Origin of the sequence: Methylorubrum sp. GM97 (assembly GCF_024347855.1) — a bacterium.
In the GTDB taxonomy this organism is placed as follows: domain Bacteria; phylum Pseudomonadota; class Alphaproteobacteria; order Rhizobiales; family Beijerinckiaceae; genus Methylobacterium; species Methylobacterium extorquens.
Genome location: NZ_AP025942.1, coordinates 4,659,678 through 4,684,278, shown reverse-complemented (window position 1 = coordinate 4,684,278; position 24,601 = coordinate 4,659,678). Strand labels below are relative to the sequence as shown.

The 24,601-nt window shown below is 70.1% G+C and carries 23 protein-coding genes and 1 pseudogene; 17 read left to right on the top strand and 7 right to left on the bottom strand.

The window, feature by feature from the left end; genetic code table 11:
• Positions 1-12: 12 nt before the first annotated feature.
• The 7 genes and pseudogenes from cyoB to MSPGM_RS21855 all read left to right on the top strand — a co-directional run bounded on the left by cyoB (position 13) and on the right by MSPGM_RS21855 (position 6,913).
• Positions 13-2,016 carry a cytochrome o ubiquinol oxidase subunit I gene (gene cyoB, locus MSPGM_RS21885; protein WP_003600114.1) on the top strand — a complete coding sequence of 668 codons (2,004 nt, stop codon included), beginning with the start codon at positions 13-15 and terminating at the stop codon, positions 2,014-2,016.
• 47 nt (positions 2,017-2,063) lie between these two features.
• Positions 2,064-2,671: pseudogene (gene cyoC, locus MSPGM_RS21880) on the top strand (cytochrome o ubiquinol oxidase subunit III).
• Positions 2,668-3,048 carry a cytochrome o ubiquinol oxidase subunit IV gene (cyoD, locus tag MSPGM_RS21875; RefSeq protein WP_003600111.1) on the top strand — a complete coding sequence of 127 codons (381 nt, stop codon included), beginning with the start codon at positions 2,668-2,670 and terminating at the stop codon, positions 3,046-3,048. The pseudogene cyoC and the gene cyoD overlap by 4 nt, the downstream one beginning before the upstream one ends.
• Positions 3,049-3,109: 61 nt before the next feature.
• Positions 3,110-3,835, top strand: a complete 726-nt coding sequence (locus MSPGM_RS21870; RefSeq protein ID WP_261925911.1) for an SURF1 family protein — start codon at positions 3,110-3,112, stop codon at positions 3,833-3,835.
• A gap of 215 nt (positions 3,836-4,050) precedes the next feature.
• Positions 4,051-4,461 (top strand): hypothetical protein, encoded by a 411-nt coding sequence (locus tag MSPGM_RS21865; protein WP_003600107.1) that lies wholly within the window; start codon positions 4,051-4,053, stop codon positions 4,459-4,461.
• Between the two features lie 147 nt (positions 4,462-4,608).
• A complete protein-coding gene (locus MSPGM_RS21860; RefSeq protein WP_015857466.1) occupies positions 4,609-5,307 on the top strand; it encodes a TVP38/TMEM64 family protein in 699 nt (232 codons plus the stop codon).
• Between the two features lie 58 nt (positions 5,308-5,365).
• Positions 5,366-6,913, top strand: coding sequence for a phospholipase D-like domain-containing protein (locus MSPGM_RS21855; protein ID WP_315974095.1), 1,548 nt, complete (start codon positions 5,366-5,368; stop codon positions 6,911-6,913).
• A gap of 116 nt (positions 6,914-7,029) precedes the next feature.
• Here the strand turns inward: MSPGM_RS21855 and MSPGM_RS21850 are convergent, their stop codons facing one another.
• Positions 7,030-8,097 (bottom strand): asparaginase, encoded by a 1,068-nt coding sequence (locus MSPGM_RS21850; RefSeq protein WP_003600104.1) that lies wholly within the window; start codon positions 8,095-8,097, stop codon positions 7,030-7,032.
• Between the two features lie 78 nt (positions 8,098-8,175).
• Positions 8,176-9,003, bottom strand: coding sequence for an endonuclease/exonuclease/phosphatase family protein (locus tag MSPGM_RS21845; RefSeq protein ID WP_015857465.1), 828 nt, complete (start codon positions 9,001-9,003; stop codon positions 8,176-8,178).
• Positions 9,004-9,256: 253 nt separating this feature from the next.
• Here MSPGM_RS21845 and MSPGM_RS21840 point away from each other — a divergent pair, with 253 nt between their 5' ends.
• The 7 genes from MSPGM_RS21840 (at position 9,257) to MSPGM_RS21810 (ending at position 15,774) form a co-directional block, all read left to right on the top strand.
• Complete coding sequence (locus MSPGM_RS21840; RefSeq protein ID WP_015857464.1) at positions 9,257-10,144, top strand: N-acetylmuramic acid 6-phosphate etherase; 888 nt, start codon at positions 9,257-9,259, stop codon at positions 10,142-10,144.
• A complete protein-coding gene (locus MSPGM_RS21835) occupies positions 10,141-11,151 on the top strand; it encodes an SIS domain-containing protein (protein ID WP_003605251.1) in 1,011 nt (336 codons plus the stop codon). The genes MSPGM_RS21840 and MSPGM_RS21835 overlap by 4 nt, the downstream gene beginning before the upstream one ends.
• Before the next feature lie 97 nt (positions 11,152-11,248).
• The gene (nagA, locus tag MSPGM_RS21830; RefSeq protein WP_043766544.1) at positions 11,249-12,415 is read left to right on the top strand and encodes an N-acetylglucosamine-6-phosphate deacetylase; all 1,167 of its coding nucleotides are present in this window, start codon (positions 11,249-11,251) and stop codon (positions 12,413-12,415) included.
• Between the two features lie 62 nt (positions 12,416-12,477).
• Positions 12,478-12,756 (top strand): hypothetical protein, encoded by a 279-nt coding sequence (locus MSPGM_RS21825; RefSeq protein WP_003605253.1) that lies wholly within the window; start codon positions 12,478-12,480, stop codon positions 12,754-12,756.
• 91 nt (positions 12,757-12,847) lie between these two features.
• Positions 12,848-14,731 (top strand): glycoside hydrolase family 15 protein, encoded by a 1,884-nt coding sequence (locus MSPGM_RS21820; protein WP_003605254.1) that lies wholly within the window; start codon positions 12,848-12,850, stop codon positions 14,729-14,731.
• A 266-nt stretch (positions 14,732-14,997) separates the two neighbouring features.
• The gene (locus MSPGM_RS21815) at positions 14,998-15,246 is read left to right on the top strand and encodes a hypothetical protein (protein WP_003605255.1); all 249 of its coding nucleotides are present in this window, start codon (positions 14,998-15,000) and stop codon (positions 15,244-15,246) included.
• Between the two features lie 81 nt (positions 15,247-15,327).
• The gene (locus MSPGM_RS21810) at positions 15,328-15,774 is read left to right on the top strand and encodes a PilZ domain-containing protein (protein WP_003605256.1); all 447 of its coding nucleotides are present in this window, start codon (positions 15,328-15,330) and stop codon (positions 15,772-15,774) included.
• A 55-nt stretch (positions 15,775-15,829) separates the two neighbouring features.
• Here the strand turns inward: MSPGM_RS21810 and MSPGM_RS21805 are convergent, their stop codons facing one another.
• Positions 15,830-16,258: an HIT family protein gene (locus MSPGM_RS21805; protein ID WP_003605258.1), complete on the bottom strand. Its 429-nt coding sequence runs from the start codon at positions 16,256-16,258 to the stop codon at positions 15,830-15,832.
• Positions 16,259-16,379: 121 nt separating this feature from the next.
• Here MSPGM_RS21805 and MSPGM_RS21800 point away from each other — a divergent pair, with 121 nt between their 5' ends.
• The gene (locus MSPGM_RS21800; RefSeq protein WP_003605260.1) at positions 16,380-17,402 is read left to right on the top strand and encodes a cation diffusion facilitator family transporter; all 1,023 of its coding nucleotides are present in this window, start codon (positions 16,380-16,382) and stop codon (positions 17,400-17,402) included.
• Between the two features lie 4 nt (positions 17,403-17,406).
• Here MSPGM_RS21800 and ada read toward each other — a convergent pair whose 3' ends face one another.
• The 3 genes from ada to MSPGM_RS21785 all read right to left on the bottom strand — a co-directional run bounded on the left by ada (position 17,407) and on the right by MSPGM_RS21785 (position 21,117).
• Positions 17,407-18,492 (bottom strand): bifunctional DNA-binding transcriptional regulator/O6-methylguanine-DNA methyltransferase Ada, encoded by a 1,086-nt coding sequence (gene ada / locus MSPGM_RS21795; RefSeq protein WP_015857461.1) that lies wholly within the window; start codon positions 18,490-18,492, stop codon positions 17,407-17,409.
• A gap of 250 nt (positions 18,493-18,742) precedes the next feature.
• Positions 18,743-19,900 (bottom strand): M20 aminoacylase family protein, encoded by a 1,158-nt coding sequence (locus MSPGM_RS21790; RefSeq protein WP_003606265.1) that lies wholly within the window; start codon positions 19,898-19,900, stop codon positions 18,743-18,745.
• Positions 19,897-21,117, bottom strand: a complete 1,221-nt coding sequence (locus MSPGM_RS21785; RefSeq protein WP_003606267.1) for a GNAT family N-acetyltransferase — start codon at positions 21,115-21,117, stop codon at positions 19,897-19,899. Before MSPGM_RS21785 ends, MSPGM_RS21790 begins: the two co-directional genes overlap by 4 nt.
• 168 nt (positions 21,118-21,285) lie before the next feature.
• Here MSPGM_RS21785 and MSPGM_RS21780 point away from each other — a divergent pair, with 168 nt between their 5' ends.
• Complete coding sequence (locus MSPGM_RS21780; protein WP_003606268.1) at positions 21,286-22,017, top strand: SOS response-associated peptidase; 732 nt, start codon at positions 21,286-21,288, stop codon at positions 22,015-22,017.
• Positions 22,018-22,029: 12 nt separating this feature from the next.
• Here the strand turns inward: MSPGM_RS21780 and MSPGM_RS21775 are convergent, their stop codons facing one another.
• Positions 22,030-23,025, bottom strand: a complete 996-nt coding sequence (locus MSPGM_RS21775; protein WP_003606269.1) for an alginate O-acetyltransferase AlgX-related protein — start codon at positions 23,023-23,025, stop codon at positions 22,030-22,032.
• A 315-nt stretch (positions 23,026-23,340) separates the two neighbouring features.
• Between MSPGM_RS21775 and MSPGM_RS21770 the strand changes: the two genes are divergently transcribed.
• Entirely contained in the window at positions 23,341-24,585 is a 1,245-nt protein-coding gene (locus MSPGM_RS21770) for a glycosyltransferase family 61 protein (RefSeq protein ID WP_015857460.1), read from the top strand.
• The last annotated feature ends 16 nt before the right edge of the window (positions 24,586-24,601 follow it).

Here is a 24,601-nt window from a genome sequence, read left to right as displayed (position 1 = left end):
GAGTTTCAACCCATGTTCGCAAACACGGACCTGCAGCACCTGCTGTTCGGGCGCCTCTCCTTGGAGGACATCCCGTTCCACGAACCGATCCTGCAAGTGACCTTCGCAGGCGTCGCCGTGGCCGGGATCGCGGTGATCGCCGCCATCACCTATTTCCGCTTCTGGGGTCCGCTCTGGCGCGACTGGTTGACCTCGGTCGACCACAAGAAGATCGGCATCATGTACGTCGTCCTGGCGCTCGTGATGCTGCTGCGCGGCTTTGCCGACGCGTTGCTGATGCGCTCGCAGCAGGCGATCGCGTTCGGCTCCAACGAGGGCTTCCTGCCGCCGCACCACTACGACCAGATCTTCACCGCCCACGGCGTGATCATGATCTTCTTCGTGGCGATGCCGTTCGTCACCGGCCTGATGAACTACGTCGTGCCGCTGCAGATCGGCGCGCGCGACGTCGCCTTCCCGTTCCTGAACAACTTCTCGTTCTGGATGACGGTGTCCGGCGCGGCCACGATCATGATCTCGCTGTTCGTCGGTGAGTTCGCCCGCACCGGCTGGCTCGCCTACCCGCCGCTCTCGGGCGCGGACATGAGCCCGGGGGTCGGCGTCGACTACTACATCTGGGGCCTGCAGATCGCGGGCATCGGCACGACGCTGTCCGGCATCAACCTGGTCGCGACCATCGTGAAGATGCGCGCGCCCGGCATGTCGATGATGAAGCTGCCGATCTTCACCTGGACCTCGCTGTGCACGAACGTGCTCATCGTGGCCGCCTTCCCGATCCTCGCCGCCGTTCTCGCGCTGCTGAGCCTCGACCGCTACGTCGGCACGCACTTCTTCACGAACGACCTCGGCGGCAACCCGATGATGTACTTCAACCTCATCTGGATCTGGGGTCATCCGGAGGTCTACATCCTCATCCTGCCGGCCTTCGGCGTGTTCTCGGAGGTCACCTCGGCCTTCAGCGGCAAGCGCCTGTTCGGCTACACCTCGATGGTCTACGCGACCGTCGTCATCACGATCCTGTCCTACCTCGTGTGGCTGCACCACTTCTTCACGATGGGTTCGGGCGCGAGCGTGAACTCGTTCTTCGGCCTCACGACGATGATCATCTCGATCCCAACGGGCGCGAAGATCTTCAACTGGCTGTTCACGATGTACCGCGGCCGCATCCGCTTCGATGTGCCGATGCTGTGGACCGTCAGCTTCATGGTCACCTTCACCATCGGCGGCATGACCGGCGTGCTGCTCGCCGTGCCCCCGGCCGACTTCGTGCTGCACAACTCGCTGTTCCTGATCGCGCACTTCCACAACGTGATCATCGGCGGCGTGCTGTTCGGCATGTTCGCCGGCGTGAACTACTGGTTCCCGAAGGCCTTCGGCTTCCGGCTCGACGAGTTCTGGGGCAAGGTCAGCTTCTGGTTCTGGACCATCGGCTTCTACGTCGCCTTCATGCCGCTCTACGTGCTGGGGCTCATGGGCGTGACCCGCCGTGCCCAGCACTTCGACGACCCTTCGCTGCAGATCTGGTTCGTGATCGCCGCCATCGGCGCGGGTCTGATCGCGCTGGGCATCGGTGCGATGATCGTCCAGTTCGCGGTCTCGATCAAAAACCGCGAGGCGCTGCGCGACGTGACCGGCGATCCGTGGGAAGGCCGGACCCTCGAATGGGCGACCTCCTCGCCGCCACCGGACTACAACTTCGCCTTCACGCCCGTGGTGCACAGCCTCGACGCGTGGTGGGACATGAAGGCCCGCGGCTTCCAGCGTCCGCTCTCGGGCTACAAGCCGATCCACATGCCCAAGAACACCGCCACCGGCGTGATCCTGGGCGTGGTCAGCATCGTCTTCTCGTTCGCGATGATCTGGTACATCTGGTGGCTCGCAGCGCTCACCTTCGTGGCGATGCTGGCGATCACGATCGCCCATACCTTCAACTACAACCGCGACTTCTACATCCCCGCTGAGACGGTCCGCCGGACCGAGCAACAGCGGACCGAAGCGCTCGCGGCGCGGGTCTGAGCAGCATCATGGCAACGCACGCGACCCACACCCTCGCCGGCGACCGGATGTCCGGCGCCGACGTGCCGGACTTCCTCGATCTCGAGGGCGAGCATCACCCGGAAGGGGCACGATGCTCGGCTTCTGGATCTACCTGATGAGCGACTGCCTCATCTTCGCAGTCCTGTTCGCCACCTACGCCGTGCTCGGCCGCAGCTACGCGGCCGGGCCCTCGCCCAAGGACCTGTTCGACCTGCCGATCGTGGCGGTGAACACGTCGATGCTGCTGTTCTCCTCCATCACCTACGGCTTCGCCATGCTGGCGATGGAGAAGGACGACCTCGCCAAGACCCAGCTCTGGCTCGCGATCACCGGCCTGTTCGGCGCGGCCTTCGTCGGGCTCGAACTCTACGAGTTCGCTCACCTGATCCACGAAGGCGCCACGCCCCAGCGCAGCGGCTTCCTGTCCGCGTTCTTCACCCTGGTCGGAACCCACGGCCTGCACGTCACCTTCGGCCTGATCTGGCTCGTCACCCTGATGATCCAGACCCGGCTCAAGGGCCTCGGGGCGGAGAACAAGCGCCGGCTGATGTGCCTGTCGATGTTCTGGCACTTCCTCGACGTCATCTGGATCGGCGTCTTCACCTTCGTGTACCTGATGGGAGTCCTGCAATGAGCGGGGCAGCGCACGCCGACGATCACGGCCATGGGCAGGATGCCCACGGCCACGGCTCCTTCAAAGACTACGTCACGGGCTTCGTGCTCTCCGTCATCCTGACGGCGATCCCGTTCTGGCTGGTGATGGGCGACGTGCTGGGCGACAAGCTCATCACCGGCGTCGTCATCCTCGGTCTGGGCGCGGTGCAGATCGTGGTTCACATGATCTACTTCCTGCACATGAACACGAAGTCGGAGGGCGGCTGGACCTTCATGGCGCTGATCTTCACGATTACCCTCGTGGTCATCACCCTGTGCGGGTCGATCTGGGTCATGCACCACCTCAACACCAACATGATGCCGATCTCGCCCGAGGAGATGCGTCACGCTCCCTGACGCGTCCCGCAAACCCGACACTCCGGCGCCCGCCGCCCCGGCAACGGGTCGGCGGCGCCCATTGCTCGTCCGGCTCGCGCTGATCCTGGCGGGCCTTACGGTGACGGGCGTCTTCCTCGGCCTCGGCACGTGGCAGGTCGAGCGCCGGATCTGGAAGCTCGACCTGATCGACCGGGTCGAGGCCCGCATTCGCGCCGAGCCCGCGCCTGCACCGGGCCCGGAGGAATGGGCCGGTCTCACGGCCGCCTCCGCCGAGTACCGGCGGGTCCGCCTCACCGGGCGCTTCGCCTACGATCGCGCCACGCTGGTCCAGGCGGTGACCGCCCGCGGCGCCGGTTTCTGGGTGCTGGTGCCGCTCGCGACCGACCGCGGTTTCACCGTCCTCGTCAACCGCGGCTTCGTGCCGACGGAGGCCCGCGAGCGCACGGCCCGTGCCGCGGGTGAGCCGGACGGGGACGTGACGGTCACGGGCCTGCTGCGCCTGACCGAGCCCGGCGGCGCCTTCCTGCGCCACAACGATCCGGCGGCCGACCGCTGGTACTCTCGCGACGTCGCGGCCATCGCCGCCGCCCGCGGGATCGGCGGCACGCCGAATGAGGTCGCGCCCTATTTCGTGGATGCCGACGCCGCGCCCAATCCTGGCGGCCTGACGGTCGGCGGCCTCACCGTGGTGGCCTTCCACAACAACCATCTCGTCTACGCGCTGACATGGTACGCCCTCGCGCTGATGACCGCCGCGGCCCTCGTCTACGCCCTCAGAGGGTCTCGCAGGATGCCCCGTCGCTGACGGACCGCCCTTTGTCGGTCTGAGGGGGCGATGACGCGCGGCATCCGGCCATGATGCCGGGTGAGGCGAGGCGCCCGGAACCGTTGAAACTATTTTTCACATTTTTTTCCTGGACCTGTATCGATTTAACAGTTGAGGTTGTTAACCCTTCGTACACCAATCACCATCGCGATTCGCGGCAGCCCTTGCCGCGCCGGATGAAGCTGGGAGCCAGGATGGGAGTCGCCCTGCACGGGCCTGAACGGGACGGACGTGATCGCCGGGATGGCGACGGAGTCTCCCGTGGCGTACCCGAGCCGCTGGCGGATCTCATCGTGGCCATGGAGCGGACGCTCGTCGCGCTGGCAGGGGAGGGCGGGGGCCGCAACGAGTTGCACGCCCTGCGCAACTATCTCTCCGACCTCTGCGTCCTGACCCAGGAGACGCCGACGATCCGACGGGCGGTCGACCGTCTGGTCTTCGCGGGCGACCGACTCGGCGAGGCGGTGATCGCGCCGAGAGGCCACGAGCGCCGCTGGCGGAGCCCCCGCCTGAACAAGGCGCGCCAAGCGCTCACCTCCCTCGAACGGACGCTCGCGGGCGCGCGCCCGAGCCGGATCGCGGTGCGACTCGACCGCGACTGGTGACGGCAAAGCGGTCGGGACCGGCGCCGCGCCGCGTAGGCGCCCATCGAACCGCGCGCGATAACGGCCGAGCTTGGCGGAACAGTTACGCCGGCCAACGGTTTGGGGACGCGTGCGACAGGCGCACCGTTCCCCCTTTCGAGCCACCGAATGGATAAACCCAGCCGCTCGGCCCAGACCTGGGCAGCCACGGCCGGCGCCGCCGCGCTGGCGGTCGGAGCATGGTACCTCCTGCCCGTCGAGGACTGGCTGCGCGCCTTTTCGGACTGGGCGAACGGCCTCGGTCCCTACGGCCTCCTCGCCTTCGGCGTGCTGTTCTTCCTGGCGACCCTTCTCGTCGTGCCGGGCACGCCGCTCACCATCGCCGGGGCCGTCGCCTTCGGCTGGGCGGTGATGCCGGTGGTGCTGTTCTCGGCAACGCTCGGCTCCTGGCTCGCCTTCGTGGCCGCCCGCCACCTGTTCCGCGAGCGGGTGCGGGGACTGATCGAGCGCCGGCCGGCGCTGAACGCCACCGTGGAGGCGGTCGGCGACGGCGGCTGGCGGCTCATGACTCTGATGCGGCTCAGCCCCTTCGTGCCGTTCAACGCCCAGAACTACGTCTTCGGGGTGACGGATGTTCGCACCTCCGCCTATCTGGTCTCCACGGTGATCGGCATGCTGCCGGGCACGGTGGTGTGCGTCTATCTCGGCGTCATCGGCCGCCATGCCGGCAGCGACGAGCCGACCCACTGGATCACCCTCGGCCTCGGCCTCCTCGCCACCGTCGCCGCGGTGGAACTCACCCGGCGCCGGGTGCGGGCCAAGCTTGAAGCCGGCAAACTCAAGCTGGGAAAGGCTGGGGCACGATGAGCGTTCCGCTCGAACAGGGGATGAGCGCGCCGTCGCGGCGTAGCAGCTCGGTGCGCGCATGAGGATGGAACGCGGGGTGGGTCAAGGATCGTCCGAGAGTTGGCTGCGGCCCGGGCTCACCTGCTGGCGACAGGAGCGGGCGGGGCGCGTCGCGGTGCTGCATGACGGCGCGGCCTATTTCGCCGCCGCCCATGCGGCGCTGCTGAAGGCGCGGACATCCATCACCCTGATCGGCTGGAGCTTCGATCCGCGCGCGCGCCTGCTGCCGGGAGATTCCCCCGATGCGGGCGAGACCCTGGCGGAACTGCTGCGGCGCCTGAAGGCCGCGCGGCCGAAACTCGCCATCCGCATCCTGATCTGGGACATGCCCTGGCCGATCTCGGCGGGCAACGACCATACCCCCGACAGCGTGCGGGAGAGCCTCGGGCCCGAGATCGACTTCCGCATCGACGGCACGCTGCCCCTCGGCGCCTGCCAGCACCAGAAGATCCTCGTGATCGACGATGCGATCGCCTTCAGCGGCGGCAGCGACTTCGAGGTGAACCGCTGGGACACCCCCGCCCACCGCGACCGCGACCCCCGCCGCCGCCTGCCCTCCGGCGAGGACTACCCGCCGCGCCACGACGTGATGATGCTGGTCGATCGTGACGCCGCGCGGGCGCTGGCGGATCTGGCCCGCGAGCGCTGGCGCCGCGCCACCGGCGAAAGCCTTCCGTCTGCCGACGGCGATCCGGACGGGGACTCGGACTTGGATCCTTGGCCCGAAACCCTCGCGCCGCACCTGACCGACGTGACGGTGGGGCTCGCCCGCACCGATCCGCCGCTGGCTGGGCGCCCGGCGGTGACGGAGAGCGCCGCGCTCTATCGCGCCTCGATCCGCGCAGCGGAGCGCTTCATCTATCTGGAGAACCAGTATCTCACCTCGCCGGTCGTCGCGGAGGCGCTGGCCGAGCGCCTCGCCGAACCCGACGGGCCGGAGATCGTGATCGTGCTGTCCGAGCGCAGCCCGAGCGGCTTCGACCGTCTGACCATGGACAGCGCCCGCCGTGGCCTGATCAGGGCGTTGCGCCGCGCGGACCGGTTCGACCGGCTGCGGATCGTGGCGCCGCACACGGAGAAGGGCCGGCCGATCCTGGTCCACGCCAAGGTCGCGATCATCGACGAGCGCCTGCTGCGGATCGGCTCGACCAACCTCAACAACCGCTCCCTCGGCTACGACACCGAGTGCGACCTCGCCGTGGAGGTGCCGGCCGACGACGCCGAGGCCCGCGCGGCTTTGCGGCGGCTGCTCGTCCGGCTGCTCTCCCATCACGGCGGCTGCCCGCCCGATGTGTTCGGGCAAGCCTTCGCGGCGCGCGGCTCCCTGCGCGCGGTGCTCGACGATCCCCGCTTGATGCCGTGCTCGCGGGTCTGCCCCCTCGTCCCCTCCCGCCGCGGCCCAGTGGCCCGCCTCGTCGAGGCTTTCCACCTCGGCGACCCGGTGAGCCCCGCCGACGCGTGGCGCCCCTGGCACCGCCGCAAGGCGCTGCGCCGGGTTGGCGGCTCAAGTTTCTTGGAGGAGGACACCGCCTCACAACCGGAGAAGGCGGCACTAGGCGCCTCATGAACCCTCCACCGTGACGGTCGGACGGTTGGATTTTACCCGGCTCCCCCTCTCCCCGAACGCGGGGAGAGGGTATGCGCGCGAAGTCGAGGCGGTCCCAGAGAGCAGAAGGCGCGCGGCTACTTGTCGAACACCGCCTGCAAAGCGGCCTGATCCTTCCGTGCCTCCTTGCCCGTGGGCAGGGCGATCAGGGTGAGGATGCGCGCCTTGTCCGGCGTGAGGTCGCCCGCGAACACCGCGCCGGCCTTGCGCAGGGTGTTGCCGCCGCCCTTGAAGCCGTAGACGGGTAGGGCGCGCCCGTCATGGACCCTGGTCGCCACGATCACCGGCACACCCTTGGCGATGACCTCGGCGATGGCGTCGTGCATCTCGGCGTTGACGTTACCCCAGCCATAGGCCTCGACCACGATCGCCTCGGCCCCGCTTTCGGCCGCGTGCCGGACCTGCGAACCGTCGGCGCCGGCATACATCGCCACGAGATCGACCCGCGGCATCCGCTCCGGCAGCGGCAGGGTCTGGCGGCGCAAGGAGCGGCGGCTGAACACGACGCGGTCCTCGTCCACGTATCCCAGGATGCCCGCCTCCCCCGAATTGAAGGTCTCGACGTTGCTGGTGTGGGTCTTGCGCACCTCGCGCGCCGCGTTGATGCGGTGGTTGAGCGTCACCGTCACGCCCTGGCCCACCGCGCCCTCGGCCAGGATCTGGCGGGCGGCGTTGAGGAGGTTGCGCGGGCCGTCCGCATCCGCGTCGGAGGCGTTGCGCTGGGCGCCCACCAGCACCACCGGCTTGTCGCTCTTGAGCGTCAGGTCGAGGAAGTAGGCGGTCTGATCGAGGGTGTCGGTCCCGTGCAGCACGATCGCCCCGCGAATGCCGGGATCGGCGAGCAGCGCGTCGAGCTTAGCGGTCAGCGCCGGCCAGCGGTCCGGGCCCATATAGTCGCTCGGCACGTTGCTGAACTCGGTGACCTCGATGGTGGCGATGTCCTTCAGCTTCGGCACCGCCGCGACGAGATCCTCGCCCGAGAGGGCCGGGACCGGCGCGTGGGTCGTGGGATCGAGCTTCATCGCGATGGTGCCGCCGGTCGCGACTACGGCGATCCGCGGCGACTCGGCCCGCGCCGGCCCGGCGGACAATGCGGTCAGGGCGGCGAGACCGAGAGCGGTCAGGGGTCCGGTCGTCTTCGTCATCGTGCGCGCATCCTCTCCCGTCCACGGCCGGTCGTCGGGCCGGCCCGCGGACGACCATGCTCGCGCGCGGAAAGACCCTCAACCCGGCTCGATCCGGATCTCCGCCAGAACTGGCAGATGGTCGGACGCCTTCCGCGCCAGCGGCGTGTCCACGACCGCGATGCGCTCGACGGCGACGCGCTCGCTGACGAAGACATGATCGACGCGCAGCAGGGGGAAGCGGCTCGGGAAGGTGGCGCCGCCGCGCCGCCAGCGCCGTTCCCCCGTGAGCCGCCGGGCATCGGTGAGGCGTCCGCTCAGCCGGCGGTAGGCGCGCGACCAGCCCATGGCGTTGAAGTCGCCGAGCAGCACCGTCGGCGCGTGGCAGGCGGGATCGCCGAGCCAGTCTGGCCCGAGCAACGCCTTGGCCTGGGCGACGCGCTCCGCCCCGAGCAATCCGAAATGAGTCGTGAGCACCTGAAGCTTGCTGGCGCCCGCCGTCACCTCGACCCACAGCGCCCCCCTTGGCTCCAGGCCGGGGCGCCGCAGCAGGCCGGGCAGGGGGCCGGCGCGCTTGAGCCGCGACGGCAGGTGGGTGAGCACGGCATCGCCGTAGCGCTCCTCCTCGATGTGCAGGGCCGGATGGAAATGCGAGAACATTCCGACCAGCCGGGCGATCTCCTCCGCCTGATCCAGACCGTCGGTGCGCGGGCGCCCGACATCGACCTCTTGGAGCGCGACGATGTCGGGCGCCAGGGCGGCGATCACCCGCGCAACCCGCTCCGGCGCGACCCGCCCGTCGGTGCCGCGGCAATGGCGGACGTTGTAGGTGAGCAGGCGCAAGCGCCGCGACGCCGCCGATGCCGGCTCATCCGACGCGAGTTCCGATCGTTCCTCGGCATGCGCCTCGATCTGCTCCTGTTGCACGCCCTCTCCCCCGGCCGGATTGCAGCGCGCCGCCTGCAAGGAGCCGGAGCGGCGCGCGCCAACCGAACGCCGGGACGGGCCAACCGATCCCTGATCGCGTCGGATCGCATGCAGCCAAACCGCGCCGACGGCCGTTTTCCGCGTCCGGCGGAACCGCACCGGAGATGACCTCTTTCGAACAGGCGAGGCGCGTGATGCAGTGCCGAAGACGGAATCAGGTAAACGCGATGCGGACGAGCAGGGCACGCAAGGTATGAGGACCGAGGACGCCAGCGCCCGCTACGTCGATCTCGACGCCTGGGGCGGGCTCGACATCCTCCAGGCGCTCTGGGAGGGCCAGCTCGCGGCAGTGGCGGCGGTGGGGCCGGCCCTGCCGGCGATCGATGCGGCGGCGCGGGCCGCCGAGCCGGGCCTGCGCGAGGGCGGGCGGCTGGTCTATGTCGGGGCCGGCACCTCCGCGCGGATCGGCGTGCAGGACGGGGCGGAATTGCCGCCGACCTTCGACTGGCCGGAGGTGCAGCTCGGTTTCGCCATCGCCGGCGGGGAGGGCGCCCTGTTGCGCGCGGTGGAGGATGCGGAGGATTCCGCCGCCGACGGCGCCGCCTGGATCGCAAGCGCCGAGATCGGCCCGCGCGACGTGGTGGTGGGGCTGGCCGCCAGCGGCTCGACGCCCTTCACCGTCGAGGCGCTGAAGGCCGCCCGCAGCCGCGGCGCCGTTACCGTCGGCGTCAGCAACAACCCCGACGCGCCGATCCTGCGCGAGGCCGCCCACGGCATCCTCGCCGCCACGGGGGCCGAGGTGCTGGCGGGCTCCACCCGCATGAAGGCGGGCACGGCCCAGAAGGTGATCCTCAACCTGTTCTCGACCCTGGTGATGATCCGGCTCGGCCGGGTCTATCGCGGGCGGATGGTGGCGATGCGCGCGACCAACCGGAAGCTGCGCGCCCGCGGCGTCGCCATGGTCTCCGAGCTCGCCGGCTGCCCGGCAGACGTCGCCGCCGACGCCCTGACGCGAGCCGAGGGCGACATCAAGCGTGCGGTGCTGCTCGCCGGGGGGATGAGCGCCATGCGGGCCGACGACCTGCTCCTGCGCCATGACGGCAACCTGCGCCGGGCGCTTCGCGAGGTGGGCCGATCATGAGCGCAACGACCTTCATGGCGCGGGAAATCGCCGAGATCCCCGATGCCGCCTCTCTGCTGGTAGCCGGCGAAGCAGCCCGGATCGGCGCGACGCTGCGGGCCAGGAGCTTCCCCTTCGTGGTGGTGTGCGGGCGGGGCAGTTCGGGCCATGCCGGCGTGCATCTGCGCTACCTGATCGAGACGCGGCTCAGCCTGCCGGTTTCGGCCGCCGCGCCCTCGGTGGTGACGGGCTATGACCGTCCGCCGAACGTGGCGGGCGCGCTCTTCATCGTGGTCTCGCAATCGGGCCGCTCGCCCGATCTCGTCGCGGCGACGGAAGCGGCGCGGGCCGGCGGCGCCCTGACGCTCGCCCTCGTCAACGATCCCGACTCCCCGGCCGCGCGGGCAAGCGACCTCGTCCTGCCGATCCTCGCCGGGCCGGAGCATGCGGTCGCCGCCACCAAGACGGTGACGAATTCAGCCATCGCGGGCGCGGCGCTGGTTTCGGCCTGGGCCGGCGACAGCGAGCTGGAACGGGGCCTTGCCGCCCTTCCGGAGCGGCTGAGACAGGCGCTCGCCCTCGACTGGTCGGCCTGGAGTGCCGATCTCGCGGGCGCCCCGGCGGCCTTCGTCACCGGGCGCGGACACGGGCTCGGGCCCCTGCGCGAGATCGCCCTCAAGCTCGCGGAGACCCTGCGCCTGCCCGCGCTCGGCTACTCGGCGGCGGAGTTGCGCCACGGGCCCCGCGCCTCCGTCTCAGTCGCAACGCCGGTCCTAGCCCTGCGCCAGGCCGATCCGCTGGCCGAGGGCGTGGACGCGCTCGTGCGCGACCTCAACCGCGACGGAATGCGGGTCCATGCCTGCGGCGGTCCCCTCGGCACCCTGCCCTGGCTCGGCGACGGCCATCCGGCCTGCGACCCCATCGCCATGCTGGTGCCGGCCTACCGCGCCATCGAGGCCGAGGCTCGCCGCCGCGGCCTCGACCCGGACAAGCCGGCCGGCCTCACCAAGGTGACGGAGACGCTGTGATGACGAGTCCGGGCTTCAAAAGGGCGAGCCCTTTCGCGGGTCCAGGGCGGAGCCCTGGGACGACATCGGGGCGCTGCCCCGAGTCCCCGCCAAAGGGATGATCCCTTTGGGAACCCGGGATCATCACGCGATCGCTGCTGAGCGCGTCTTCGATGGCGAGCGGATGCTCGGCGACCGCACCGTCGTGCTGCGCGGCGGGCACATCATCGACGTCACCGCCGAGCCGCCAAAGGATGTTCCCCTCGTCCGGCTGCCGGCAGGCGCTGTGCTGGCGCCGGGCTTCATCGATTGTCAGGTCAATGGCGGCGGAGGGGTGCTCCTCAACGACGATTCCAGCGTGGCCGGCATCGCCCGGATCGCGGCGGCGCACCGGCGCGGCGGCACCACCGCGCTGCTGCCGACCCTCATCACCGACACGCGGCCCGCGATCCGGGCGGCCATCGCGGGCGTTGCGGCGGCGATCCAGGCGGGCGTCCCCGGCATCCTCGGCATCCACCTTGAAGGGCCGTTCCTGAGCCCGCAGCGGATCGGCATTCACGACCCATCCCGGCTCGCAGAATTCGGCCCCGGCGACGCCGAACTCCTGACCAGCCTGGGCGAGCACGGCCTCACCCTGGTGACGCTGGCGCCCGAGCAGGTGCCGGCCGGCGCGGTGGCCGCCCTCATCGCCCGCGGCGCCCGCGTCTGCGCCGGGCATACGGCGGATACCGGGGTCGCGATCCGGGCGGCGATGGCGGAAGGGCTCACCGGCTTCACCCACCTGTTCAACGCCATGTCGCAGATCGGCCCGCGCGAGACCGGCGCGGTCGGCGTCGCCCTCTCGGAGGCCGAGACTTTTGCCGGGATCATCGCCGACGGACACCATGTCGGCGACGACCAGCTTCGGCTGGCCCTGCGCCTCAAGGGAAGCGAGCGGCTGATGCTGGTGAGCGATGCCATGCCACCGGTCGGCGACACCCGCGCGGACGCGTCCTTCACCCTGTTCGGACGCCGGATCGTCCGGACCGGCGACCGGCTCACCGGCGAGGACGGCACCCTGGCGGGCGCGGCGATCACCATGGCGGAGGCTGTCCGCCACATGAGCACGCGTGGCGGCGCCTCCCTCGCGGAGGCCTTGGCCATGGCCTCGCTGACCCCGGCCCGCTTTCTCGGGCTCGACACCCGGCTCGGCCGGATCGTCCCCGGCTTTGCGGCCGATCTCGTCGCGCTTTCCGCCGACAGGGCGGTGCTCGGCACGTGGATCGGCGGGGAACAAGCCGTCTGAGCCACGGTTCGCTCCCTCACGGAGCCCGTCCGGGGCCGCATTTTCCGAAAGGGTCGAGAACCATGAAACTTCCGCTTCGACGCGGCCTCTTCATCCTGGCCGCAACGCTCACCCTCGCCGCCGGCCCCGTGGCCGCGCAGGGCAGCAGCGGCAATGCGGGCAGCGGCCTCTCGCCGTCGGCGAGCGCCACCGGCAACGACCGCAGCGCCGGCGTCAACAACGGCAATTACCGCCGGCCCGGCGGCTACGGCACGCGGCGGGGCTACAGCACGCGGCGGGCCTACCGCCCGACCAGGAGCCATTCGCGGCGGTCCATGCGAAGCCGCGCGCCCCGGTTCTGACCGGTGCGCCGCGTCGCGTTGCCTGATGTCGCAGGGGCGAACCTTGTGAGCCGGGAGACGTTGGCGCGGCGCAACTTAACCGGGAACGGCCGTGACCGACAAAGCTATCGCCGACTACGCCGTAATCGGCGATACCTGCACCACGGCCCTGATCGCCCGAGACGGTTCCCTCGATTGGCTATGCTGGCCCCGCCATGACGGGCCGGCCGTCTTCCTGGCCTTGCTCGACAGCGAGCGGGGCGGTGCCTGCCGCCTCGTCCTCGACGGCCTGACCGAGATCACCCGTCGGTATCTGCCCGGCACCAACATCCTCGAGACCACCTTCGTCACCGCCTCCGGCCGGGCGGTGCTCACCGACTTCATGCCGCTTCACCGTCACGAATCGGTGCCGGAAGAGGGACCGGACGGCCAAGCGCAAGCTCAGGTGGTCCGCCGCCTCGCCTGCCGGTCCGGCCGCGTCTCCGGCCGCTGGCAGCTGCGCCCGAGCTTCGACTACGCCCGCGCCCCGACCGAGGCGACGACGGAGGGCGAGACCTGTATCCGCTTCCGCGGCGGCGGGGACACCATCCGCGCCGTCTGCGCCGTTCCGCTCGTCCTCCGCGACGATGAGGCCGAGGGCGCCTTCGCACTCGGGGCCGGCGAACGCGCCGACCTCGTGATCGCCCACGGTGAAAAGCATGGCGTGGACGGAGAAGGGCTACCCGGCGCGGTGGATGCGTCGCTTGCCGACACACGGGCCTATTGGGAGGAATGGTCGGGCCGCTGCACCTACGAGGGGCCCTACCGAGAGACGGTCCTGCGCAGCGCGCTGACCCTGAAGCTCCTCACGCACGGCCCCTCCGGCGGCATCGTCGCCGCCGCGACGGCGGGGCTGCCCGAGGCGGTGCCAGGCAACCGCAACTACGATTACCGCTACGTCTGGATGCGGGATGCGAGCTTCACCGTCACCGCCTTCGTCAATCTCGGCTACCAGCGCGAAGCCGCCGAGTTCCTGCGCTTCCTGCGCGAGGCCGATACGAGCCGGGGGCGCGACCTTCACCTGATGTACGCCCTCGACGGTGCGGTGCCGGGGGAAGAATTCCTCGACCACCTGTGCGGCTGGCGCGGCATCGGCCCGGTGGGGATCGGCAACGCGGCGGCGGATCAGGAGCAGTACGACATCTACGGCGAGTTCCTGGTGGCCCTCCACGGCTACCTCGAGGCGGTGGAATACGACCCGCCGGTGAAGGTCAACGACCACCTGCCCGAGGCGCTTGGCCATCTCACCGACCACATCCTGCGGGCCCGCCACGCGGCCGACCACGGCCTGTGGGAGATGCGCACGGAGAAGCGCCAGAGCGTGCACACCAAGGCGATGCTCTGGGTCGGTCTCGACCGCGCCGTGCAGATCGCCCGCGCCGACCCGAAGCACCGTCTCGCCAGTCCGGACACGATCGCCCGGTGGGAGCGGGCCGCGGCCGAGATCCGAGCGGAGTATCATGCGCGCGGCTGGAACGCGGCGCGCGGCGCCTACACCATGGCCTACGAATCGGACGATCTCGATGCGGCAGTGCTGCGCACCGTGCTGTTCGGCGCCTTCGATCCGCACGATTCGCGCGTCGCGAAAACCCTGGAGCGGGTCGGCGAGGAACTCGGCGCGGGCGACCTCATCTACCGCTACCGGATGGACGACGGGTTGGAGGGCGACGAGGCGACCTTCACCGCCTGCTCCTTCTGGCGGGTCGGCTGTCTGGCGCTGGCTGGCCGTAACGACGAGGCCACCGCCCTGTTCGAGCGGCTGCTGGCGCGGGGCAACGATCTCGGCCTGTTCGCCGAGGAGATCGACGCGGAAACGGGCGAGCAGCGCGGAAACGTACCGCAGGGCTTCACCCATATGGCGGTGATCAACCACGCCGTCCGCCTCGCCGCGGCCGACCGCGAGACGCCGACCGAGGAGCCGGATTGCCGGGCAGAGGCCGACGCCGTCCCGGCCTGATCGGCCTATACCCACAAAAACCGAACGATCGCTCGAAGCCGCGTGAGCGGCTTCGCGGCGCGTGCTTTTTGGGGCGTGAGCCCCGGACAGCATCGAGCGGAGCGAACGTCCAAGGAACCGATGCCGTCCGCGGAGGCGGGCGCCGGCGATTGAGGCCAGCCGGAAACCAGAGCTATCGCCTTCAAGCGATGGCCCTGTCCGACACAAACCGGACCGATTGTCGGGCTACCTTGATTCCGAGGGTGCGGCGATGCGGAGGAGATCCGATGCGAAGCTACAACCTGTTCCGCCGCCGGGGCAGGGAAGCGCTTTTCTGCGCAGTTCCGGAGAGCTGTGCCGTGCCGCGCTTCGTCGGCGGGCGCCGCTGGACCTTCGGCGGGCGAATCGATGAAAGCGCGAGCCCACCCCCCGGCTTCGACGACCGCGCCGCGGTGACCGCCGTGCGCTTCAACGGCTTCTACCTGTTCCAGTGCCTCGACGAGGGTGGGACGGAGCGAGCGGCCGACGGACCGTAAGCGGGTGCGCAATCATGTCGAGCATTCCTTAACGGCCGGCATGCGAGACAGGCGTGCAGTCAGGCGGGCCGGAGACCGATCATGATCAGCGAGAAGCGCCAGGAGCCTCGCAAGCGAACCTTTCTCAAGGGACGGATCCACTTCAACAAGGGTGCGTCCAGCATGGACTGCCTCGTCCGCGATTTCTCGGAGATGGGCGCACGGCTGGAGTTGAGCGAGACCAACACCCTGCCGGAAACGTTCGACCTCTACATCCCGCAGAAAGAAATCACCCTCCGGTCGAATCTGCGCTGGCGCCGCGGCGACGCGGTCGGCGTCGCCTTCGCGGAGGTGCAGAAGGCTGCCTCCGAGCCGTCCCCGGCACCGTCGACGGACCCGTCGCTGGCCGTCCTGCTGCGCCGGATCGCCGAGTTGGAGGCCGAGAATGCCGGCCTGCGCGCGGTGATCGCGTCCATGGGAAGCAGCCTGGGTGCCGGCACGGGAGCGGGCATGGGCGCGGGATCGACGAACGGGGTACGGCACGCCTGAGCGGAGGCGACATCCGCGCCCCCGAGCGGGCGCGAGCGGATGTCGCGGAGCCGGCTCAGCCCTCGTCCAAAGCCGCCCGGATGCGCGCGGCATGCTCGGCGAGCACCGCATGGTCGGCCATGCCGCCCTCATGGCGCTTCAGCGGCACGCCGTCGTGGCGCGGCACGAGGTGGAAGTGCAGGTGGAACACCGTCTGCCCACCGGCCGGCTCGTTGTACTGGAACAGCGTCAGCCCATCGGCCTTGAAGGCCGCCTTCACCGCACGGCCGACCCGCTGCACCGTGCCGATCACGGCCGCGAGCGTCTGCGGCTCGGCATCGAGCAGCCCGCGCGAGGGCGCCTTCGGGATGACGAGGGTATGGCCCTCGCCCTGGGGCATCACATCCATGAAGGCGAGGCTGTGCTCGTCCTCGTAGACCTTATGCGCGGGGATCTCCCCGCGCAGGATCTTTCCGAAGATGTTATCCGGATCGTAGGGCGTCATCGCACGGTTCCTCGCAGAAACGGGCGGCACGTTGCACGGGCTGCCTCATCGCAGCAACCTTGACCACTCCGGCGGCGTTGACGAGCCCGTGACGGCGGCGCGCGCCGCTCAGGAGCGGGACATGGCCGAAAGCACGGGTGCGATCTACACGGCGGCGGGCGCCAACCTCGCCATCGCGGCGGCGAAGTTCGTCGGCGCCTTCCTCACCGGCTCGACCGCGATGCTGGCGGAGGGCGCGCACTCGCTGGTGGACACCGCCAACCAGCTTCTGCTGCTCGTCGGCCTGAAGCGGGCGAAGAAGCCAGCGGACGCCAAGCATCCCTTCGGCTACGGCCGCGAGGTGTATTTCTACGCCTTCATCGTCGCCCTGTTCATCTTCCTCGGCGGCGGCATCTTCGCGATCTACGAGGGCGCGCACAAGATCGAGCACCCCGAGCCCTCCGCCGACGCAACCCTGTTCGGCGTTCAGCTGTCCGGCTTCTGGGTGAACGTCTCGATCCTCGGCTTCGCGATCCTGGCGGAGGGCTATTCCTGCTTCGTGGCCGTGAAGGCGTTCTGGGCGGAGAAGGGCGAGCGCAGCGCCATCACCGCGATCCAGCGCAGCAAGGACCCGGCGCTCTACACGATCCTCGTGGAGGACGTCGCCGCGCTGATCGGCCTCGTCATCGCCATCGGCGGCGTGGTGCTCGCGCATGTCCTCGACAAGCCGGCACTCGACGGCTGGGCCTCGATCGGCATCGGCCTCGTTCTGATCGGCATGTCGATCTTCCTGATGATCGAGACCCACGGCCTGCTGATCGGCGAGGCCGCCGACCCGGCGGTGGTGCGCACGATCCAGGCGGCGGTGTCCGAGGAGAGCGCCGTCCAGCACGTCAACGCGGTGCTGACCCAGCATCTCGGCCCCTCGGACATCCTCGTGAACCTCAGCCTCGACTTTGCCGACGAGGTGCCCGCGGGCGAGGTCGAGCGGACGGTGGCGCGGCTGGAGCAGCGCATCAAGGCGAAGAGCCGCAACGTCACCCGCGTCTTCATCGAGATCCAGTCGCGGAATGCGCATGCCGCCGGGCATGCGCCGACCGATCAGTCCACCCCCGCGCCCACGGGCCATGACGCGGCCCCGCCCGGCTCGGCCGTTCCGGCCTGAGGGCTTACCGCTTCACCCCCTCGCGGGCGAGCAGGGCCGTCTTGCGTTCCGTGCCCCAGCGGTAGCCCGACAGCGCCCCGTCCGAGCGCACCACCCGGTGGCAGGGGATCGCGACGGCCAGCGCGTTGGCGCCGCAGGCCATGGCCACCGCCCGCACCGCCGCCGGCTCGCCGATGGCGCGGGCGATCTCGGCATAGGTCGCCGTGGTGCCGACCGGGATGCGGCGCAGCGCCTGCCACACCCGCTGCTGGAAAGCGGTGCCGCCGATGTCGAGGGGCAGGTCGAAGGTGCCCCCCGGCGCCGCGACGAGGCGCACGACCTCGGCCACCGTCGCCGCGAAATCCGCGTCGCCGGCCACGATCGCCGCCTTGGGGAAACGCGCCGTCAGGTCGTGTCGGAGCGCGTCGGCATCGTCGCCGAGCAGGATCGCGCAGACCCCTCGAACGGTCGCCGCCACCAGCACGAGCCCGAGGGCACAGGCGTCGGTCGCGAAAAAGATCCGCTCGCCCGCGCCGCCCTTGCGGTAGGCCGACGGGCTCATGCCGAGCCGCTCCGCGCCGCCCGCATAGAACCGGCTCGGCGCGCCGTAGCCCGCCGCGTAGACGCTCTCGGTCACGGTTCGGCCCTCGGCGAGGCTGTCGGCGGCGCGAGCCGCGCGGTGGGCCTGGGCGTAGGCCCGCGGCGTCACGCCGGTGACCGCCTTGAAGATCCGGTGGAAGTGGAACGGGCTCAACGACGCCGCGCGGGCGAGCGCGTCGAGGGAAGGCGGCGTCTCCGCCGCCTCGATCAGCCGGCAGGCGCGGGTGATTTTTTCGGCTTGCTGCACGGACAGAGCGGGTTCGTCGGGCCGGCAGCGGCGGCAGGGCCGGAAGCCCGCGGCCTCCGCCTCCGCCGATCCGGCATGGAAGGAGAGGTTTTCGGGACGCGCCGCCCGTGAGGGACAGCTCGGCCGGCAATAGACCCCCGTGGAGCGCACCGCATAGACGAAACGCCCGTCGAAGCCGCCATCGCGCGCGGCGACGGCGGCGCGCATCTCGGCCTCGGTGAGGGGCGCTGCGTCGGGTGGGGCGATTTCGGGTTCGGCGAGCATCGGCTCCTCCAGGAGAAGGGATGCGGCGATCCTGGCGGATCCGCGTGGGGCGCGCATCCCGTCCCTTGCGGTCAAATCGTTATTCGAGCTCGCTCGCTGCCGATCTCCAGCCCGCACCTCATCCTGAGGTGCCGCGCAGCGGCCTCGAAGGATGCTCCAGGAAACGCGCGGGACCTGGACGATCCTTCGAGGCTTCCGCTTCGCTCCAGCACCTCAGGATGAGGGGGAGGGTTGGAAGAATGCGGATGGCTTATGCCGCCGTGCGCCGCTCCACCATCCGCGCCAGGTAGGCCGCGCCGAGCGGGATCAGGCTGTCGTCGAAGTCGAAGCTCGCATTGTGCAGGCCCGGGCCCGGCGTGGCGCCGAGCCAGGCATAGGCGCCGGGCACCGCCGCAACCATGTCGGCGAAGTCCTCGCTGCCCATGCGCGGCACGGTGTTGGCCTCGACCTTGTCGGAGCCGAACAGTTCCGCGGCGACCTCGGCGGCGGCCGCCGCCTGCTCGGGGTGATTGTCGAGCACCGAGAACACGTCGCGCAGATCCACCTCGATGGTGGCGCCGTAGGCCGCGGCAAAGCCCGCCGCCAGTTCGCGAATGCGGGCAGCGATCAGCTTGCGCAGATCGGCATCGAAGGTGCGCACGGTGCCGGTGAGATGCGCGCCCTCGGGGATGACGTTGTAGGCCGCGCCCGCATGGATCTGCGTGACCGAGACCACGGCGGATTTCAGCGGGTTGCTGTTGCGGCTGACGATCGACTGCATCGCCTGGACCAGCCCCGTCGCGATCACGATCGGGTCGATGCCCTGATGCGGCATGGCCGCATGCGCGCCGCGGCCGGTGATGCGGATGTCGAAGAAATCGGCCGCCGCCATGATCGGGCCGGGCCGGACCTGCAGCACGCCGTGCGGGCCATGGGGCGCGTTGTGGATCGCGTAGATCTCGTCGACCGGGAATTTCTCGAACAGGCCGTCGGCGATCATCGCGCGGGCCCCGCCCAAACCCTCCTCCGCCGGCTGGAACACGAACACGGCCGTGCCGTCGAAATCGCGGGTCTCGGCGAGATAGCGGGCGGCGCCGACCAGCATGGTGGTGTGCCCGTCATGCCCGCAGGCATGCATCTTTCCGGGCACGGTGGAGCGGTAGGGGAGGTTCGTCTCCTCGGTGATCGGCAGCGCATCCATGTCGGCGCGCAGGCCGATCCGGCGCGCCCCCGGTCGGCCCTGCAGCACGCCGACCACGCCGGTCTTGCCCAGCCCCCGATGTACCTCGATGCCGAACTTTTCGAGATGCTCGGCGACGATGCCGGAGGTGCGGACCTCCTCGAAGCCGATCTCGGGATGGGCGTGGAGATCGCGCCGTAGGGCGGTCAGCTCGTCGGCGTAGCTGCGGATGCGGTCGATCGGGTTCATTCGCTGGCGTCCTCGCAGGTTCGGCGGAAGGGCGACATCGCCGCGTATTCGGCGATCGCCGCGTTCACGTGGCTGCGCTCCCGCTTGAGATAGTCGGCGACGGCGCGGGCCAGCGCCGGGTCGGCGATGTCGTGGGCCGAATGCATCGGCACCGGGCGGTAGCCGCGGGCGAGCTTGTGCTCGCCCTGCGCACCGGCCTCGACCCGCTTCAGCCCACGGGCAATCGCGAAGTCGATGGCTTGATAGTAGCAGACCTCGAAATGCAGGAAGGGGTGATCCTCGATGCAGCCCCAGTTTCGGCCGTAGAGCGCCGTGTCGCCGATGAAGTTGATGGCGCCGGCGATCGGCCGGCCCGCGTTCTTGGCGATGACGAGCAGGATGCGCTCGGGCATCCGCGCGCCGATCAGCGAGAAGAAGGTGCGGTTGAGATAGGGCCGGCCCCATTTGCGGGCGCTGGTGTCCTGATAGAACTCGTAGAAGGCGTCCCAATCGGCTTCCGTGATGTCGGCGCCGGTCTTGTGCTCGACCGTGATGCCCTGACTCAGAGCCTCCCGCCGCTCGCGCTTGATCGCCTTGCGCTTGCGCGAGGCCAGCGCCCCGAGAAAATCGTCGAAGCCGGCATAGCCCTCGTTCTCCCAGTGGAACTGCTGGTCGATGCGGGGCAGCATCCCGAGAGCTTCGGCCTGTTCGGCCTCGCGCGCGCGGGCGAAGGTGACATGGATCGAGGAGGCCTCGGTCTCGGCCCGCAGGGCGCGCAGCCCCGCGACGAGGGCGGCGGCGGCGGTGTCGGGATCCTCCCCCGGCGCGATGAGGAAGCGCGGCCCCGTGACGGGCGTGAACGGCACGCTGACCTGGAGCTTGGGATAATAGCTGCCGCCGGCCCGCTCGTAGGCGTCGGCCCAGCCGTGGTCGAACACGTATTCGCCCTGGCTGTGGGACTTCAGATAGCAGGGTGCGGCGCCGACGAGCCGGCCCTCGCGCTCGACGCGGACATGCAGCGGCAGCCAGCCGGTGCGGCGGGAGACGCAGCCCGCCTCCTCCAGCGCCGAGAGGAAGGCGTGGCAGGTGAACGGATTGAAGGTCTCGTCGCCCGCCCCGAGGGTCTCGGGGGAGGTGGCGCAGGCGTCCCATTCGGCGGCGTCGAACCGGGCCATGCCCGGCACGGCGCGCACCTGCAGGACGGGCTCGGGAGCGTTCGCCGTCGCGGGGGTGGTCATGGCCCCAAGTTAGAGCGCCTCGGCCCGGATGTGGATACCGGTTCGGCGAATGCGTGGCGCGACAAAACGGGAGCCTGTTACCTCATCTCATCCAACCCTCCGTCATCGCTGTGACTTGGGCCCCCGCTGCGCTTGATCCCGCCCTCGCCCAGAGCCCATATCGCGCCCATGTGCGGACGCTTCTTCATCGGCCAGCCGCCGGAGGTCTACCGCGCCTTCTACGGCTATTCCGAGCAGCCGAATTTCCCCGGCCGCTTCAACGTGGCGCCGACCCAGCCGGTGCCCGTTGTGATCCGCGAGAGCGGCGAGCGGCATTTCCGGCTGATGCGCTGGGGCCTCTGGCCGACCTGGCTCAAGGATCCGTCGGACTTTCCGACCCTGTTCAACGCCCGCATCGAGACGGCGGCCGAGAAGCCGGCCTTCCGCGGGGCGCTGCGCCACCGCCGCTGCGTGTTCCTGGCCGACGGCTTCTACGAATGGCGCCGCGAGGGGACTGGCAAGGCCGCGACGAAGATGCCGTTCGCGGTGCGCCGCACCGACGGGACGCCGATGGCGTTCGCCGGCCTATGGGAGCCGTGGATGGGCGCGGACGGATCGGAAGTCGATACGGCGGCGATCATCACCTGCTCGGCCAACGGCACCCTGAGCGCGATCCACGAGCGGATGCCGGCGATCCTGGCCCCGGAAGCGGTCGGGCCGTGGCTCGATGCGGCGGTGGACGCGCCCGAAGCCGCCCGCCTTTGCCGGCCCTGCCCGGACGAATGGCTGCGGCTCGATCCGGTGAGCGAGCGGGTCAACAACGCGCGCAACGACGATGCCGGGCTGCCCGAACCGGTGGCCCCACCCGCAAGCCGCCGGGCTCCGGCGAAGGCTGAGATCGTGCAGGGCGAGCTGTTCTGACGCGCTCTCCGCTCAGGCTGCCGCGCCGCTTTCCCCGCCCACCTCTTCCCCGAACCGTTCGGCGGCGTAGTCGTCGAGGTTGAACGTGTCGTCGGGCACGCGGAACATGAACCGCTCGGCGATCTCGGTGAGCAGGATGTCGGGCCGGACCCGCTCGACGTAGGACCAATCGACCGACGTGCTCCAGACGAAGTGCACCTCGGCGAAGGTCTCGGCGAGCATGATCGTCAGCATCAGCGGCGCGAAGTGCGAGTAGGAGTCACCGAACAGGACGAGGCGGCGCGGGTCGCGGGCGGCGGCGTTGGCGTAGATCACGTGCGAGCCGACATGGAGCGTATCGGCGCGGCCGGCCGCCTCCCGCGCCTCGACGATCGGGCTGGCGTAGCGGCGCACGGCATCGCGCTGCAGGTCGTGGATGCGCGTCCGTTCAGTGCGCGGGGGATCGAACCGGCCTCCGAGATCGCCGGAAATCTCGGTCTCGCGGAATCCGCGCGCGGCAAGATCCGGGCAGGGCGTGGCCCCTAGCGCGCGGCAGATCTCGCGATAGGCGAGGTGGCAGCCGGCGAAGGTCCAGTGACTGTCGGTGCGGTAGAACAGGTCTTCACCCGCGCGGGCCGCCCGCATCGGCGCGACGAGGTCGATGCAGGTTCGCCGCAGGATGCGCGTGACCGGCCATTCCCGGAGATGCCCCCTCAACCGGGAGAACCACCGCCGCCGCGGCAGGCCGCGGATCAGCCGGCGGGCGGGGGAGAGGCGGTGATCGACTGCGATCCCGTCGAGGAAGCCGTCGTAGACGCTGAGCTTTTCCGGGACGACGACGTGGTGGTAGGCGATGCCGAGTTCACGCGCGCGCGCCGCACGGCCGGCGATGCGTTGGCGCCACAGCTCGGTCTGGTGAGCCATGAAGCCCGACTCGTTGAACTGCGCGATGACGTTGTTGCTGCCAGCGACGACGAACAGCCAGCCGTCCTTGCCGACATGAATGTGATCGGTGGCCGTGTCCGACACGAAGTCCCGCCCTTCCTCAACCGTCTTCGCCGATGCCGAACGCGCGGGCGGGCCGTGGCTCTACAGGCGCCGGCCGCTCCGAGGCAAATGCGGCCGGGAGCGGAAGACATGGGTCGGACTTCGCCCGCAGCGATATGCTAGAGCATCAACCCGAAAGCTGGCCTTCGGCTTTCGGAAAAAGATAATGCAAAGACAAGGGTCTAGGGCATCGTCCCGAAAGGCGGCCTCCGGCTTCCGGGACGATGACGATGCCCGAGCGGTGTTGCGCATTCCTTGAATGGACGAGCTTCACGGCGGGACCCGCGAGGAGCAGGCTTGAACGACACGCAAGCGGATGAGGCCGCGGCGCATGCCCGGCTGATCGAGGACAACCTCGTCCTCACCTGCGAGGCCGGGCGCCTGTACCGCGACGGCGGGTTCGCGGGCGATGCCGCCCTGCTCGACCGGCTGCGCGAGCGGGTGAGCCCGCTCACCGAGGTGGTCGGCACGGTGTTTCCCGGCTTTCCCGCGCACGACCCCGAGCCGCCACGCCTGTTCGGCGGCAGCGCCGCCTTCCGCGAGAAGCAGGGGGCCGCGCTCGCGGCGCCGCGCCCGCCGGGGCCGCCGACGCTGCTGTGCGAGACCCGCGACGTCCGGCTTGCGGGCAACGCCCTGTTCCATGTCGCGGACGGCCGGCCACAGGTGCTGTTCGAGACCTACCGGCCGCAGGAGCGGCACGTGGTGCCCGGCCCCGGCCCCGGCTTCCTGCACGTGGACGAGACCATCGCCGAGGCGGGGCTCATCTTTCTCCTCAACTCGGCGGGCTCGTTCAATTACGGCCATTGGCTGATCGACGACCTGCCCCGGCTGCACGCGCTCGCGCTGCTGCGTAAACGTCATCCGCGGGTACCGATCACCGTCGCGCTGGTGTCCTACTTCCCGCATATCGACGCGGCGCGGCGCCGCTCGATCCAGCTCCTGCTGCGCGATCGGGTCTCGATCCGCTTCCTCGACCGGGACAAGACCTACCACTTCGCGCGCCTGCACCACGCCACGCCGTGCAGCCTGCCGAGCACGGGCAAGTCGCCGCACGCGCTGCGCTATCTCGCCGGGCAGATGCGGGCGCGGACCCGCCTGCCGCGCGGGCTATTCGCGTTACGGACGCTCACCGGACAAGGCCGGCGCCTGTTCGTGGACCGGCATCCGGGGCGGGGCCGGGGGCTCGCCAACCGCGACGCCGTGCTCGGCCTGGTGCGCGGCCTCGGCTTCGAGGCGTTCGATCCCGAACTCACCAGCGTGCGGCAGCAGGTGGTGCGGTTCTCGGCCGCCGAGATCGTGGTCGGCATCGCCGGGGCGGGGATGACCAACACGGTCTTCTGCCGGCCCGGCACGCCGGTCATCCACCTCGTGCCGGAGGGCTGGGAGGACCGGTTCTACGGCGAGATCGCCACCGCCTGCGGCCAGGATTATGCGGCGGTGTTCGGCCCCCGGATTCCATCGGACGCACCCGAATATCTTCGGGATTTCGCGATCGACCCCGAGCCCCTGCGCGAGGCCCTCGCGGCGGCCGGTCTGCGTTGAGATCCTGGGATCCCAA

What these genes read in the sequence shown, in the direction of transcription:
- cyoB (WP_003600114.1), top strand. Translation starts at nt 13, where the DNA reads ATGTTCGCAAACACGGACCTGCAGCACCTGCTGTTCGGGCGCCTCTCC.
- cyoD (WP_003600111.1), top strand. Translation starts at nt 2,668, where the DNA reads ATGAGCGGGGCAGCGCACGCCGACGATCACGGCCATGGGCAGGATGCC.
- MSPGM_RS21865 (WP_003600107.1), top strand. Translation starts at nt 4,051, where the DNA reads ATGGGAGTCGCCCTGCACGGGCCTGAACGGGACGGACGTGATCGCCGG.
- MSPGM_RS21860 (WP_015857466.1), top strand. Translation starts at nt 4,609, where the DNA reads ATGGATAAACCCAGCCGCTCGGCCCAGACCTGGGCAGCCACGGCCGGC.
- MSPGM_RS21855 (WP_315974095.1), top strand. Translation starts at nt 5,366, where the DNA reads ATGAGGATGGAACGCGGGGTGGGTCAAGGATCGTCCGAGAGTTGGCTG.
- MSPGM_RS21850 (WP_003600104.1), bottom strand. Translation starts at nt 8,097, where the DNA reads ATGACGAAGACGACCGGACCCCTGACCGCTCTCGGTCTCGCCGCCCTG.
- MSPGM_RS21840 (WP_015857464.1), top strand. Translation starts at nt 9,257, where the DNA reads ATGAGGACCGAGGACGCCAGCGCCCGCTACGTCGATCTCGACGCCTGG.
- MSPGM_RS21835 (WP_003605251.1), top strand. Translation starts at nt 10,141, where the DNA reads ATGAGCGCAACGACCTTCATGGCGCGGGAAATCGCCGAGATCCCCGAT.
- nagA (WP_043766544.1), top strand. Translation starts at nt 11,249, where the DNA reads ATGATCCCTTTGGGAACCCGGGATCATCACGCGATCGCTGCTGAGCGC.
- MSPGM_RS21825 (WP_003605253.1), top strand. Translation starts at nt 12,478, where the DNA reads ATGAAACTTCCGCTTCGACGCGGCCTCTTCATCCTGGCCGCAACGCTC.
- MSPGM_RS21815 (WP_003605255.1), top strand. Translation starts at nt 14,998, where the DNA reads ATGCGAAGCTACAACCTGTTCCGCCGCCGGGGCAGGGAAGCGCTTTTC.
- MSPGM_RS21810 (WP_003605256.1), top strand. Translation starts at nt 15,328, where the DNA reads ATGATCAGCGAGAAGCGCCAGGAGCCTCGCAAGCGAACCTTTCTCAAG.
- MSPGM_RS21805 (WP_003605258.1), bottom strand. Translation starts at nt 16,258, where the DNA reads ATGACGCCCTACGATCCGGATAACATCTTCGGAAAGATCCTGCGCGGG.
- MSPGM_RS21800 (WP_003605260.1), top strand. Translation starts at nt 16,380, where the DNA reads ATGGCCGAAAGCACGGGTGCGATCTACACGGCGGCGGGCGCCAACCTC.
- ada (WP_015857461.1), bottom strand. Translation starts at nt 18,492, where the DNA reads ATGCTCGCCGAACCCGAAATCGCCCCACCCGACGCAGCGCCCCTCACC.
- MSPGM_RS21790 (WP_003606265.1), bottom strand. Translation starts at nt 19,900, where the DNA reads ATGAACCCGATCGACCGCATCCGCAGCTACGCCGACGAGCTGACCGCC.
- MSPGM_RS21785 (WP_003606267.1), bottom strand. Translation starts at nt 21,117, where the DNA reads ATGACCACCCCCGCGACGGCGAACGCTCCCGAGCCCGTCCTGCAGGTG.
- MSPGM_RS21780 (WP_003606268.1), top strand. Translation starts at nt 21,286, where the DNA reads ATGTGCGGACGCTTCTTCATCGGCCAGCCGCCGGAGGTCTACCGCGCC.